A 12,623-nucleotide genomic window follows, 5' to 3' on the forward strand; every position below is an offset into this window, starting at 1 on the left:
ACCGATGGAATAGGAGCGAGCATGTCACAGCAGATGGAAATCGGCAACAGCGTCCAACCCCTGACCAATGTGGCGGCGATGGCCACTTTGGTGAAGGAGTTGCAGGGCCGGACCTTTGGAATGCCAGGTCTTGGGGTGTTTTATGGCTATCCCGGCTATGGCAAGACCTTCGGCGCGATTTACTGCGCCACCACTTTTGACGTCATTCACATCTCCATGCAGGGGGATTGGACCAAGAAGACCTTCCTGGAACGTCTCTTGATGGAGCTCGGTGTGCCACCAAAGCGCACTATCCCGGATATGGTGTCGCAGGCCTGCGAAGAGCTGGCCATCGACGGGCGCACCTTGATTGTCGACGAGTCTGATTATGCCTTCCGGCGCGGCATCATTGAGCTGATCCGCGATCTGCACGACGGCTCTGACACCCCCATTGTCATGATCGGCATGGAGGAGTTTCCACAGAAGCTCCAGAAGTACGAGCTGATCCATAGTCGCGTGATGTCCTGGGCGGCTGCTGAGCCTGCCATTCTGCGCGACGCCAAGCTTCTGGCCTCAGTCTACGCAGAAGGCGTGGAGATCAGCGAGGACCTATTGGACGCGATTATGGTCCGCAACACCGGCAATGTGCGCCGCATGGTGGTTGATATTGCTCAGGTGAAAAGCGAAGCCCTGGCACAGGGTGTCGATGCAATGTCGCTGGAGGATTGGGGCGGGCTACAGTTCCGCCGCAAGGATGCGCCGTCTCCACGCCGGGGGCTGAAGTAATGCCCCTTTTGCCGCGCACACCTCGCGATCCATCGGAACAGAAGATCCTGGAGTATATCTGCGCCCAAGACCGCTTCACCTACTCAGATGTGGCTGAGCATTGCGACACAAGCAGCTGGGCGCGTAGGGTTTTCCTGAAGGAGCTGCAACGCCAGGGAATGGTAAAGCCCTGCGCGCGTGAAGGTAAAGTCCAGTATTTTTCGGTTGTTCGAGGCAATGGCCAACCACCTCAGTCGCTCATTGAGCTTCCCCCGATCCAACCCAATGGCACAGAAGAAAAAGCCATTTGGGCCTATATCCACGGTCACGCCTACTTCACTTTTGAGGACATAGCTCGGGTCTGCACTGTCGGAGCCATCCGCACCCGGTTTATGGGACGGCTGCGTAAACATGGCATCATTCGTGAATGGAGCCGCAGCCAGGGCAAGATCTTCTACACGGCAAAACAGCCTGAAGACCTCAGGGACCAGGCCAAGGCCGAGCGTGCATCGGATGAAGGCGCGATCTGGACCGCCATTCGCCATCAAAAGAAGTTCCGCCCCGTTGATCTCTTTGCAGCTCTTTCCCCCGCCCGCCCTGACATCACCCAGGGTGACATCCTGAACTACTGCCGGATTTTGAGAACCTCCGGATATCTGCGCGCAAGTGCCCGCACCCGAAGCCGCAAGATGGGCCCGGATACTTCCCTTATTCTCACCCGAAACACCGGCCCCTTGCCGCCTCAGCAAAAGCGCATGACCGTCGTCATCGACAGCAATAAGGACAAGATCATCTACGCCTCCGGAGGTCGCCTTCAATGAGCAGCGATAGAGAAGTCATTGCCCTGGACGCCTGGGGCGACACTCTGCCCGACTGGATCACCGTGCTGGTGCAGGAATGCGACCGGTCTTCGCAGAACGCTGTTGCGGCGAAGATCGCCTTCAGCCCGGCCGTGGTCAGTCAAGCCATCCGCAACCGCTACAGCGGGAACATGCGCAGCATTGAAAGCCGGGTGCGGGAGGTCTTCATGAGTGCCCCGGTGCTCTGCCCCGCTCTAAAAACCAGGATCGAGAGTGCTGTCTGCCTGCAATATCGCCGCCGCGCTGAGACCTGGACCCATGGCAGTCCCTTCCGCGTCAAGATGATCCGCGCCTGCCGGGCCTGCCCCAAGTTCAACAAGAGTGATGAAGAATGAAACCAGATCTTTCGCTCAAAACCAAGTTTGCCATCTGGCTCCGCAGACTAGCCGACCGGCTGGATCCCACCGGAGCCTGACACCCCAGCGCCATTGAGCGCACAACCAACTACCAACTACCAACTAAAGGAAACACCCCATGTCAAAGAAGATCACCAAACAGGACCTGATCCGAAGCATTGCAGAAGAGCTGGGTCAGACCCAGGAAGCCGTTGGCGCAACAATCGAAGCCCTCATTGGTCAGATCACCAATGCCGCAATGGCCAGCCAGGAGGTCAGCTTGCATGGCTTTGGCACTTTCAAGCGGTCTGAACGCGCAGCGCGGGCCGGGCGCAACCCCGCAACAGGTGTCTCCATCCAGATCGAGGCGTCTTCGTCTCTTGGCTTCAAGCCTGCCAAGGCCGTGAAAGACAAGCTGAACTCCTGACCCAAGCGAAACCCGTTCGGCCTAGCCGGACGTGGTCACCAGGGCGCGGCGGCCCTGGTCTGATGAGCAGCCAATCCACTGGAAAGGACACAGACATGGCACCATTCATTCTCGGGGCAGTCCTCTTAGTTGTCGGCGCTGTTCTGACCGCTGCCGAGGCACGGGCCTGCGCCTATGAGCGCAAAAACATCGGCCCAATCCTTGCCCTTGTCGGCGTCGGTTTCCTGGTCGGCGCTGGTATCGACACTCTTTTCTAAAGCTTCCTCCCTCCCCCAATTTTGAAAGAAACCACCCATGACCAACGCCCAGAATCCGACTCCTGAAACGGCATTCATGCCCGCCAAGATCCCCGATGGGATTGTCGTAGTAGACGGCAAGAATTACCGTACCAACGCCAAAGGGTCTCTAGTGCCCGTTGAGCTGGTCAAAGCGCAAGACGCGCTCCAGGACGAAACCGTCCGCAAGATGATTGGCCATGGGAAGGCCTTGAGCGAGCAGATTGCCCGGTTCAAAGCCCATACCTTCAACGATATCGGCGCGTTTGAGGCACTACTAGCCCAGCAATACGAGGCCAAAATCGGTGGCAAGAAAGGCAACAAAACCCTGTTCAGCTATGACGGGTTGTACAAGGTCCAGGTGCAGATCGCTGAGGCCTTTGACTTTGGTCCCGAATTGCAGATCGCCAAAGAGCTGGTTGACGAGTGCCTGAACGAATGGGCAGCAGATTCCGGCCCAGAGCTGCGCGCCATCGTCACCAAAGCGTTCAACACCGACAAAGAAGGCCAGATCAACCGCTCTGAAATCTTCATGCTGCTGAACCTGGACATCTCTGATGAGCGCTGGAAACGGGCGATGCAGGCAATCCGCGACGCCATGCGCGTGGTCGGCTCCAAAACCTATGTTCGGTTTTATGAGCGCCCCTCCCAGACCGCAGCCTGGGAAGCCATCACCATTGATCTTTCAAAGGCATAGGAGGCGGTCGTCATGGCAATGTCAGAAGACGAGATCCGCGAGGCAATGCGGAAGAGCTTCAGCGCTTACACCACCAAGATGCGGCGGGCCTCCCTAGTGCTGGGCAGCAACTTGTCAGTGCTCAAGGGTGAAGCAAATCTGGCAAAGCTCGAGGGCGGTGCCTTTGGGCGGATTGCCCGCGAGGAAATGAGCGCCGCAGATCAACGCATGACAGCGGATGCGGCGACCTTCCACCCAACCGTCCCCTTTATCAACGAGGTGTCCGGATGAGCCGCGCCCTGCAACGCAAGATCCACGTGGGCTGTAAGGAGCTAGGCCTGGACAGCGACGCCCGCAAAGCGCTGCAGCTTGTCGTCACCGGTAAGGCTTCCATGACGGACATGACAGAGGCCGATTTAAACGCAGTTTTAAAGCGCCTTAAACAGGACGGCTTCAAAGCCAGCGCCGGTGCGAAGAAACACGCCAAAGCCTCTCGTCCGGATCTGCGCCTGATTCATGTTCTTTGGCGCAAGCTTGGCGAGGCTGGTGAACTGCGCGATGCAAGCCGCGCCGGTCTGAACAAGTTCATCCGCGCCCGGTTTGAAAAGACCTGGCACAACGTGCCCGCTGATGTGGACATGATGCGAGACCACGCCGAGATCGACCAGGTCATTCAGGCCCTCAAAAGCTGGGGCAAGCGCGTCGATATCGACTTTGACTGGTCGGATCATCGCAGATGAGTGGTGAGTTTAAGCCATGTCTCCCCGGTGTTCTGGCCCTGATCGCTGATAACATCAGCGTTGAGCTCGCTGTGCGCCTTGCCAAGCAGCGTGGCGGGCGCGAAGTCTATATCGCCAAGAACCCTGCCCCCGGCAGCTCCATTTCTAAAATCGTCGGGCAAGCCAATGCACAAAAGCTCTACAAACTGCTGGGCAGCGGCAAGATGCTGGTGCCTGCCGGAAACATCAGCGGACAAACCGGACGCCGCCAGCGGATCGCCATGCTCCTGGACCAGGGCCTGAGCCATTCGCGTATTGCAGCCGAAGTGGACGTCCACGTCCGGACAGTGGAACGCGTATCCGCCGAGCTGCGCTCCCCTAGGGAACAGCGGCAATCCGATCTGTTCCTATAAATCCGGATCGGCCAATTGGTGGCAAACCGCAAAAACTCCCTCCACCTGGAACCTCATTGTTCATTTTTCTGGCTGGATTTTGCCCAATCCACCCTCTTTGCCCCCGCCAGCTGAAAATCGCAGGGAGCAAGTGTTCTGAGGATCGCCGTTAAATACCACTTAAACGGGGTACAGACGCGCTTGTGGAAATTTCCGACCCGGAGTAGCGTTCACGAGAAAACTGCGCTCAGCGGCCCGCAAATTGAGCCACGCAGATCTCCCCAAATTCCCAACTGATGCGTTTTGAGCGACCTCCCGACACGTGACAGGGAGTTATCGGCCGACCGATGTCGGCATCACAGTCACATGACAGATACACAAACAAAACCAAACCTCCTCACCTGTGACGAAATGATCGATCTCGGGATGAACGTACCAGAAATGCTGGAAGACCTGGAAGACCACCTTGGTCCGGAGGCCGTCTGGAAACTGACAAGCCTTTTTGGCGGTATTGAGGCCTACATCCCTCACCCGCATAAGAAGGCGCAATCACTTGCAGCCCAGCAACTTGGTGATCCAATCACTGATTGGATCTACAAAACCTATGGCGCAGGCCGGATCAACATCCCAATGGGGCCACAATCAAGCCGGGCAGTGAAAATGGCAGCGTTTCGGGTGGCCCTGCTCAGCGGCAAATCGCAACGGATCATCGCTCAGTCTCTCGGCTGCAGCATTCGCACCGTTGAGCGCGCCAAGCGCGAGCTGGTAGACGCTGGGTTTTTGTAAGGAGCTTGGGGTTTAGGTCTCTCTGTAGTCCTGAATCTCACCCGGTTGGTGGGCGTCAGAAGTTTGCAGGTCGTCCTGGCCCTCTCTGTATTAGTCACGGGCTCCGGCATCACTCAGAAGCATCTTGAAGAGCGCCTGCTGGGTCAGATTGAGGCCGCTGATAAATGCCCTTTGGCGGTCTTCCAAATTGCGTTTGCGCCTCGCGTCGGTTGCGCCATGCACGATCGCCGAGCGAACGTCATAGAACTGCTTGATTGCAGCTCGTATGTCGTCCTTATGTGTTTCATCGACACCCAGCAATTCAGCCATCCCATCTTGGAGTTTTTGGCTGATCCGACCGCCTTTAGGCCTAAACATCAATTCCAACGATTGCGAAATGTCCAGAATTTGATCGTTGGCACCAAAACGCCCCAAACGCGCCAGAGCTTCTGAGAGCCGATGAATGATTGGCGCAAGGCGTTCAAATTCCTCGTCTCTTCGTTTGATATAGGCTTGTTTGGCCAGATTGATCGAGCTGTTCTGAAGCTGTGGAGGGGCTCGAAAAGGGTCGTGCCGACGTCCGACTTGACGGATCGGTTGGGAACCACCTTGACTGTGAGCCAAGCCCAACAAGCTATGTGCGGATCGATGCACACACCCGTGCATCAACATGAAAGGTAAGATCGGCGTTTGGTTCGCAATGGACAGGATTTCCAGAAACGTGAGAGCGTCATCCTCAAATCTTGGCGGCCAACTGGGCCGCTCCTCCCGATAGTCAGTCTTCCTCCGAAACACCGGTCGCCAGTGGAACGGCCGCACCACAGCGCCAATCTGCCGCCAATCACGTCGATCCATCTCTTCTGGCACAAAATCCCGGATCCATTCGCGATCCAGATAATCAGAGAGGACGGCAGCAGGTTTGACGATTAAACCCTCCTGAATCTCAAATTCGTTGCGAATTTCGGGACCATGGAAGAGCAGTAGATCGTAGCCCAGACCGAGCCCGTTTGGAACATCGATTTCTAAGGTCGTCGAACTCAGGTCAAGGACCGATCCAAGTTCGTTCGCAGCTTTTTCAAACCCGCCGTCGCCATGGGCATGGGCGCGCTCCAGTAGACCGGCCACGATCTGTGTCAGCCAGGTGAGCGATGTCCCGTTCAAAATTTTGACGTGAAATTCGTCATTTCCGATACGCGTCCCAAGCGCCCTGGCGAGTGTTGGGTGTGACCTCAGGATACCTCTTACCGGGTCAAGCGCTTCGCGAAGCGGCTTGTAGTATTTCTTCTCAATAGATCGTGTTGCAGAGCGCGCGAGATCATAGAGATGGGCCAAATCATCCTTTGGAAAGGGCGTTTCATCTTTGCCGTTGAATGACAGGCGGGGCGGGTAAGAACTCGCCTTCCAATATGCTTCAAGAAATGGTTCTTGAACTTTGGCGAGATGGCCCAGTGATGGCGCCAGGCGGGCGCACCATGAATTCAATGAGTATGTCATCAGACCTATCTAACTGAAAATATAGGAGATGACATCGGCCCATAAGAGACATTCGTCTGGCCAGGCCGCTCCGCGATGCAGCTTCACCGAACCAGACTTTCGCCGCGTGTGCAAAATCCGACGGTGGACGAATTCCCGCTCTGCGGACAAAGCGCCATTTCGCTGCGGTTGCGCCAACGTCCGTAATGGACAGAGTATCCAACAAACTCACCATTTTAAGGAACGAAGCTTAGAAACGTTGGTCATCAGGTGGTGTCGGCCATCTTGTTCAGCCAGTTTCAGAAAATGTACAAGTTGACTTGAGCCTATGTTGCTTAGCGCATGTAGCGCCCCGATCCTTTGATATAATTGACCGGATTCCCATGCCAACACTGCCAATTTTTCAGTCTCTTGAGAACCAATAACAGACAGGGCATTGAGCGCGCGCCGACGAACATACTCATCGGAATCTTTGACAAAAGACAGTAGTAAAGGTTCAGCAACTTCAAGCTCAGCTACGCATCCTAGATATTCCGCAATCTGCCATTTCGCTTGGGTTTCGTCCGATTTTACAGCTTTTTGTGCAAGGCTTACCAGAACAGGCACATCTTCAGAAATTTTGTCGATGAAGTTTTCACACTCGTTGTCTCGTGCAACAGCGTAAAGCACATCATCCCAAGTTTGCCGATCCCAATTGGTGCTATCTGTCTCATTCAAGAACGCGAAAAATGAAACCTCAAAGCGAGGCCAATCTGGATACTGCAACTCCCATTCTGCGGTCTCGTGCAACGAGCGGCTTGCCCAGTCTTTGAAGCGCTTGATTTCATGTTGAAATTCCATGTGTCATATAATGCCTTGGTAATCCCCCCATTTTTAATGGGGTCCAGCCGTAGAATTCATGCGGCTGTTTTCAGTTTCATAGCGGGGGTCATCCCACCGATGCCCATGTTGGGTCGCTCGTTGTTGTAAGTCCAGAGCCATTCGGTTGCCTGGTCCTGTGCCTCCTCGATGGTTTCAAAGATGTATTGCCCCCCAGCCATTCGCCACGAACGGTGCGGTTGTAGCGCTCGATGTAAGCGTTCTGCTGCGGCTTGCCGGGCTGGATGTATTCGAGCCGAACGTTGCGTTTCTCGGCCCACTCCATCAGCTTTCCACTGACATATTCGGGCCCGTTGTCGACGCGAATTACCTGAGGTTGACCACGCCATTCAATGATCTGGTTCAAGCTACGCACGACCCGCTCTGCAGGAAGCGAGAAGTCCACTTCGATGCACAAACCTTCGCGGTTGAAGTCGTCCAGAACGTTCAGTGTTCTGATCGAACGACCATCCGCAAGCTGGTCTGCCATGAAATCCATCGACCAAGTCTCATTGGGCCTGTCAGGCACTGCCAGCGGTTCCGGCTTGTCGCGCTTCAGCCGTTTCTTGGGCTTGATCCGCAGGTTCAGCGCAAGCTCGCAGTAGATCCGGTAGACACGTTTGTGGTTCCATCCATAGCCCTGGACATTGCGCAGATACAAAAAGCACAGGCCAAAGCCCCAGCTACGTTTGTTGGTGGTCAGGCGTTCCAGCCAGTCCGCAATCTCTTCGTTCTCATCGCTCAAAACAGGGGTGTAACGATAACATGTCTCGCTAATCTGGAACGCCCGGCAGGCCAGAGCGATGCTGATCCCATATTGCGCAACCGCATTCATGGCCATCTCTCGCCTATGAGACGGCCTTAACGCTTTTTTCCAAGCGCTTCCTTCAGCAGGTCGTTTTGCATGCTCATCTCGGCATACATGCGCTTCAGACGACGGTTCTCTTCCGCCATATCCTTCATCTCAGAAATCAAAGACGCGTCCATGCCGCCAAACTTGGCCCGCCATTTGTAAAAACTCGCGCTGCTCATCCCGTGCTCGCGGCACAGCTCAGAGACCGGCACGCCACCCTCTGCCTGCTTCAACACGGCCATGATCTGTGCGTCGCTGTATCGTCCGTTCTTCATCGCAAATCTCCTCAGATATCTTGCCGAGAAAATTCTACTTTTGAACACCACTATTTTTAGGGGGGATTACCCCTTAAGCGCGCCGAGTTTCAATTGAAATGAAGGAGCAGACATTCGTGAACGATGCAGCATCGGGGAGTCTGGACTCAGAGCCGCCTTGCGGCGATGCGGCACCTCGATTCCGGCCCGGCAGATCCTTGCACGGGCCACGGGATGACCGCAGGCAGCCCAAAGCAGTCAATCAAAAATCCAGCATATCACCAGGGCAGCCTAAGCAATTTGGCGAAAAGCAAAAACTCTCTGTTCGATATTCCATGCTCAGCCCGAGCTACAAAACAGTCATCTGATGTAACTGTCGTACTTTTGATCGAAGCTAATGCAGTTAAGTTGGCAGCTTGCGACACCGAAACAACCGTTGCGATAGTTGCTCAGATGCACGTGCTCAAGCAATTGAATGCTGACTGAGGAAAAAATTTTGGCTCAAGTATGGCAGATGTGCGAGGCACTTTACGGTGTACTTTTGATCAGGGAAACAATGCGTAGAAATTTCAAAAACACTGTTCGTCAAGTCTTGCTGCTGTTTGCTGTCATTCGCGACCTCTTTCAGCCTGGTCTTGCAAAAATCGTTAGTGACATCGTCGCGCGGCACCTGGGAAGAAATCCTGAGTTCAGTGTGAACAGATATCCTCCGCTAGTTCGTGCAATGAGATGGGTAGTCAGCAATCCTTTTCGCGCTTTAGCACTCATAGCCTGTCCGTATCTCGGTATCCTGATCGCGACGCATTTAGGTTGGGTCGATGACATTGATCCTGCCGCAAACAACAATGTAACCGTCCGCGACTATTGGACCCTCAATTTGGGTGTATTTGCTGTTCAGGCAGCGCTTATTGGTGTGGTTTTTCCGCTGGTAATCGCTTTCGTAGGCTTGCTCAATCAGGGCCGCGCATCTTTCGCCTCACGCCTTACAATCTACATCGATTCTTCGGGTGCTTTGTTTGTGGGTCCTAGTTCGCTACTTTTATGCATAGCAATTGCAGTGCAGCTTCCGTTTGGAGAGAAGTTTGTCAATGTTAGTTTGGTAGTGACTCTTTTGAATATTGCGTGGTTTTCAGTGAATGCGCTCGCTCTGGGTTATTTCGTACTGCGTACAATTGCGTTTCTACATCCGGCACGAAGAGCGCCCATCATGCGCAATTACGTTGCAAACGTGATCTGGCCACGTGAGTTAATCGCTGCGGTCACTTCCAACCGTTGGGACAATGTCATTGAATACAAACATCTCCCTGGTGGCGACAAGGTTGACCCATTCGCAGCTGGCGCACGTTCAAGGGTGTGGTATTCTGCGCTCTGGGTCGGTGGAGAGCCACGCGTAAGCCGTCGTCTTCATGGGAAAAAGAGGCTGATAGATGTTCGCTTTGGGGTTCTAACGGCAGTTGTTAATTCTTGGTTGGAACAAGCACCCGAGCTGGATGAGGAGCAAGTCCGAGATTTCGTTACCCCCCTTCAACCAGGTTGGATCTATGAGGGAAATTGCGTGCTAGCGCGTGCGACGTCTTCTTTAAGTCCCATTGAATGCTTTGCGATCAAGAAGTCGTTCAAGTTCGGCACGGCGCCAGTCGAGAACGGCGCGATTAGTGCGACCAGCAAGATCTTAGAGGAGATGATTGCTGACCTGATCGCTCTCATCGACAGCAATCAAGCTAACGAGTTCGGGGACCAGCTTCGCGAAGTGATCAAGTTTCACGCATTCCTCTATCGATTGGCGCAAAACAAAGATGAAGGCTTTAATTATTCCCAGCTGGGGTCTGGGCAGTCCATTTTCAGCAACGCATTAAGTGAGGATTGGGCGAAAGCCTACCGCGACGTGATCCGCCGTATTATCAAACGTTTGCCGGATGAACCTCAATTCATGCGATCGATGGTTTATGCGCCCTCAAATCTATACCAGCGTGTATCAAGCGAGGTAACACCGGCAGCGCTCTCACCTATCCTGGGGTTGGCCGAGAGCCTCGCTTATGACATGACCGAATGGGCACTTGGAGAACATCGCGCTGAAAAAGATTCAGGTCTTGATGACGGCCGGGCATTTTCTCTAACGCGTCGAGGTGAAGTCTATGCCGGTGCTTGGCGCGAGCAAGTCGCGGGTTGGGAGAGCCTTCTAACAGCAATTGCCAGCGCGCCTGACCGACGCAATCGAGGAGATCGAACTTGGCAAGACTTCACTTGCATATCTGAAAATATCGCCAAACATCTGCGCGCTACGACAAAAATGACGGCTCGCGCCGTCTGGCTTGGCGACACCTTAGCAACGAGCTGGACAGGTGATTTACTGCTCCATTGGTTGCCCCAAGCCGAACGCGGATGGAATCCACGCAGTACTTTTCCGATTAGACGATCCGAAGCCCTGACACTTGAAGTGTTGCAGCTAGATTGGGAAGCGGTCGAGAAACTAATGCTCAAGCCGAGCGGAGAGGCCGCCAGCGCTTCAAGCATTTTCAGCGCAGTTATGAACAATGTATGGCGGGACCACGTGTTCATCCTCGCGAGCGTTTGCATTCACTGGGCGATCTACCACGGTGCCAGCGAAACGGCGCCTAAAGCGGCACACATGCTCCTTCACAGAAAGCCACATGATCGTGGAGACACAGGCCTCCGGGCAACTCGTGATTTTTCCGGAGTTGATTTCTTAATTTCAGCGCTAAGAATTGTCGGCTCTGGAGAACATTTCTCCGATCAGAGCTACGTTGGGAGTTTTGACCATTTGCTTGAAGGGCTCGGCCGACTTGAAGAAGAGGTCAAAGTGTCGATGCGGATCTACAGCTCGAGTGGGGGCCTTTCTTTCTCGTCACTACCAATAGCCCAAGCAATTGCGCTTATGGTTACGACTTCAAGCCCGCAGGGTATCAATAACGACTTCCGTCATTTTCTCACTCATTCCGTTGATGATATACTTCGTCGTCGTGAGGAATTTCTCACTAGGTTGATTGCCGCATTCGACGAAATCAGTGCTGACGAACATGAGGAACTGCTCACAAATTTGGTACGGCCGGGCGATGCACTTTCGTTTGATGCGCGGCGGGATCATTCGCGGCGGCTGGTTGAACAATCTCTCGACGAACTAAAAGGATACCGTGCAGCCGCCGTTGTAGATGCGCCAATCGACAACACGCGTATGGCAACCGTGACGGCTGCGGCGGCTTCCGAGGCTTTTTCGAAGGCCGGATTTCCGCGCCAACTCTTCGACGAAATTACAGAGACGGATCAAACCCTGAGCGAGTTCACCATGAGTCTTAGTGGAGTAAGTAAGGGGGAATTCACTGACCCTCCGATGGGGGCGCCCGTACTCAACGAGGAGGACTGGTGGCGACAAACAATGTCGAACCAAGTAGCCGTGGTGATTTGGTCGGACATCATAGGCAAAACAAAATTTTTAGACATCCAGAGCCAGACGCCAGACGATTTCTGGCAAGTGGTCCGCGAAGGCAGCGCCAAACTTCGCGACGCTGGTCTCGATCCACTCCTGGTGATTGGCAATACTTTCAATCCCGATTGGTGGTTCGACTGGGTATGGCCAGAATCTCACGGTGGCACGACACGTCCGTCAGACTTAGTCATCACCACCGAAGAAGGACAACTTGACTCCTATGAGTGTACGATGAACGACATACCAGTTTACAGGGCGCAGACTGAAGAAGGGGTAGCATACCTAATTCCTTCACAGCTCTTCAGTAAACTGCGCTTCCACGACTTTGGAGGCGGGTCCTCGGTGGCATTGCACTTTGAGTCCGATCCTGAAAACCCGTGGTCAGGGACAATGCATGCAACCTTCCAGAGAGAAGTTGAACTGGCCAACGTTGAGAGTTACCGCGTTAGATGGGCTCAGGTAAAAGATATGCCATTGGCGAGCGAAGACTAACTCAAGTCCTCATTGGAAATTCCATCGAAAATCGTTTCCGTGCATCCTAAGTAAC

At 54.2% G+C, this 12,623-nt stretch carries 16 protein-coding genes, 1 other RNA gene and 1 pseudogene; 13 read left to right on the forward strand and 5 right to left on the reverse strand.

The window, feature by feature from the left end:
- Positions 1 to 21: 21 nt before the first annotated feature.
- From ARCT_RS0112930 to ARCT_RS0112980, 11 genes are all read left to right on the forward strand, one after another.
- Entirely contained in the window at positions 22 to 765 is a 744-nt protein-coding gene (locus tag ARCT_RS0112930; protein ID WP_027240429.1) for an AAA family ATPase, read from the forward strand.
- Positions 765 to 1,565 (forward strand): hypothetical protein, encoded by an 801-nt coding sequence (locus tag ARCT_RS0112935; RefSeq protein WP_027240430.1) that lies wholly within the window; start codon positions 765 to 767, stop codon positions 1,563 to 1,565. The genes ARCT_RS0112930 and ARCT_RS0112935 overlap by 1 nt, the downstream gene beginning before the upstream one ends.
- On the forward strand, positions 1,562 to 1,939 hold the full coding sequence (locus tag ARCT_RS0112940; RefSeq protein ID WP_027240431.1) for a hypothetical protein: 378 nt from the start codon (positions 1,562 to 1,564) through the stop codon (positions 1,937 to 1,939). The genes ARCT_RS0112935 and ARCT_RS0112940 overlap by 4 nt, the downstream gene beginning before the upstream one ends.
- 139 nt (positions 1,940 to 2,078) lie before the next feature.
- Positions 2,079 to 2,366 (forward strand): HU family DNA-binding protein, encoded by a 288-nt coding sequence (locus ARCT_RS0112950; RefSeq protein ID WP_051360720.1) that lies wholly within the window; start codon positions 2,079 to 2,081, stop codon positions 2,364 to 2,366.
- A gap of 3 nt (positions 2,367 to 2,369) precedes the next feature.
- An RNA gene (locus ARCT_RS27555) (hammerhead ribozyme type II) lies at positions 2,370 to 2,442 on the forward strand.
- Positions 2,443 to 2,461: 19 nt separating this feature from the next.
- Positions 2,462 to 2,623 (forward strand): hypothetical protein, encoded by a 162-nt coding sequence (locus ARCT_RS27995; protein WP_154665349.1) that lies wholly within the window; start codon positions 2,462 to 2,464, stop codon positions 2,621 to 2,623.
- A gap of 37 nt (positions 2,624 to 2,660) precedes the next feature.
- A complete protein-coding gene (locus tag ARCT_RS0112960) occupies positions 2,661 to 3,338 on the forward strand; it encodes a DUF3164 family protein (protein WP_036784851.1) in 678 nt (225 codons plus the stop codon).
- 12 nt (positions 3,339 to 3,350) lie between these two features.
- A complete protein-coding gene (locus ARCT_RS0112965; RefSeq protein WP_027240434.1) occupies positions 3,351 to 3,608 on the forward strand; it encodes a hypothetical protein in 258 nt (85 codons plus the stop codon).
- A complete protein-coding gene (locus ARCT_RS0112970) occupies positions 3,605 to 4,057 on the forward strand; it encodes a gp16 family protein (protein ID WP_027240463.1) in 453 nt (150 codons plus the stop codon). The genes ARCT_RS0112965 and ARCT_RS0112970 overlap by 4 nt, the downstream gene beginning before the upstream one ends.
- On the forward strand, positions 4,054 to 4,449 hold the full coding sequence (locus tag ARCT_RS0112975) for a helix-turn-helix domain-containing protein (RefSeq protein ID WP_027240464.1): 396 nt from the start codon (positions 4,054 to 4,056) through the stop codon (positions 4,447 to 4,449). The genes ARCT_RS0112970 and ARCT_RS0112975 overlap by 4 nt, the downstream gene beginning before the upstream one ends.
- Before the next feature lie 345 nt (positions 4,450 to 4,794).
- Positions 4,795 to 5,214, forward strand: coding sequence for a helix-turn-helix domain-containing protein (locus tag ARCT_RS0112980; protein WP_027240465.1), 420 nt, complete (start codon positions 4,795 to 4,797; stop codon positions 5,212 to 5,214).
- A gap of 90 nt (positions 5,215 to 5,304) precedes the next feature.
- On the opposite strand, the gene ARCT_RS0112985 is transcribed toward ARCT_RS0112980, so the two are convergent.
- From ARCT_RS0112985 to ARCT_RS28960, 5 genes and pseudogenes are all read right to left on the reverse strand, one after another.
- Entirely contained in the window at positions 5,305 to 6,687 is a 1,383-nt protein-coding gene (locus ARCT_RS0112985) for a HEPN domain-containing protein (protein ID WP_154665351.1), read from the reverse strand.
- A 207-nt stretch (positions 6,688 to 6,894) separates the two neighbouring features.
- Positions 6,895 to 7,506, reverse strand: coding sequence for a HEAT repeat domain-containing protein (locus ARCT_RS0112990; protein ID WP_027240467.1), 612 nt, complete (start codon positions 7,504 to 7,506; stop codon positions 6,895 to 6,897).
- A gap of 56 nt (positions 7,507 to 7,562) precedes the next feature.
- On the reverse strand, positions 7,563 to 7,805 hold the full coding sequence (locus ARCT_RS28950) for an integrase core domain-containing protein (protein WP_379574966.1): 243 nt from the start codon (positions 7,803 to 7,805) through the stop codon (positions 7,563 to 7,565).
- Positions 7,736 to 8,365, reverse strand: a pseudogene (locus tag ARCT_RS28955) (DDE-type integrase/transposase/recombinase); the annotation flags it as partial. The gene ARCT_RS28950 and the pseudogene ARCT_RS28955, both read right to left, overlap by 70 nt.
- A 20-nt stretch (positions 8,366 to 8,385) precedes the next feature.
- Entirely contained in the window at positions 8,386 to 8,652 is a 267-nt protein-coding gene (locus ARCT_RS28960) for a transposase (protein ID WP_027240468.1), read from the reverse strand.
- 213 nt (positions 8,653 to 8,865) lie between these two features.
- Here ARCT_RS28960 and ARCT_RS28240 point away from each other — a divergent pair, with 213 nt between their 5' ends.
- Positions 8,866 to 9,117, forward strand: a complete 252-nt coding sequence (locus tag ARCT_RS28240; RefSeq protein WP_161631319.1) for a hypothetical protein — start codon at positions 8,866 to 8,868, stop codon at positions 9,115 to 9,117.
- A complete protein-coding gene (locus ARCT_RS0113010; protein WP_027240470.1) occupies positions 9,107 to 12,568 on the forward strand; it encodes a hypothetical protein in 3,462 nt (1,153 codons plus the stop codon). Before ARCT_RS28240 ends, ARCT_RS0113010 begins: the two co-directional genes overlap by 11 nt.
- The last annotated feature ends 55 nt before the right edge of the window (positions 12,569 to 12,623 follow it).

This window comes from Pseudophaeobacter arcticus DSM 23566 (assembly GCF_000473205.1).
Taxonomy (GTDB): Bacteria; Pseudomonadota; Alphaproteobacteria; order Rhodobacterales; family Rhodobacteraceae; genus Pseudophaeobacter; species Pseudophaeobacter arcticus.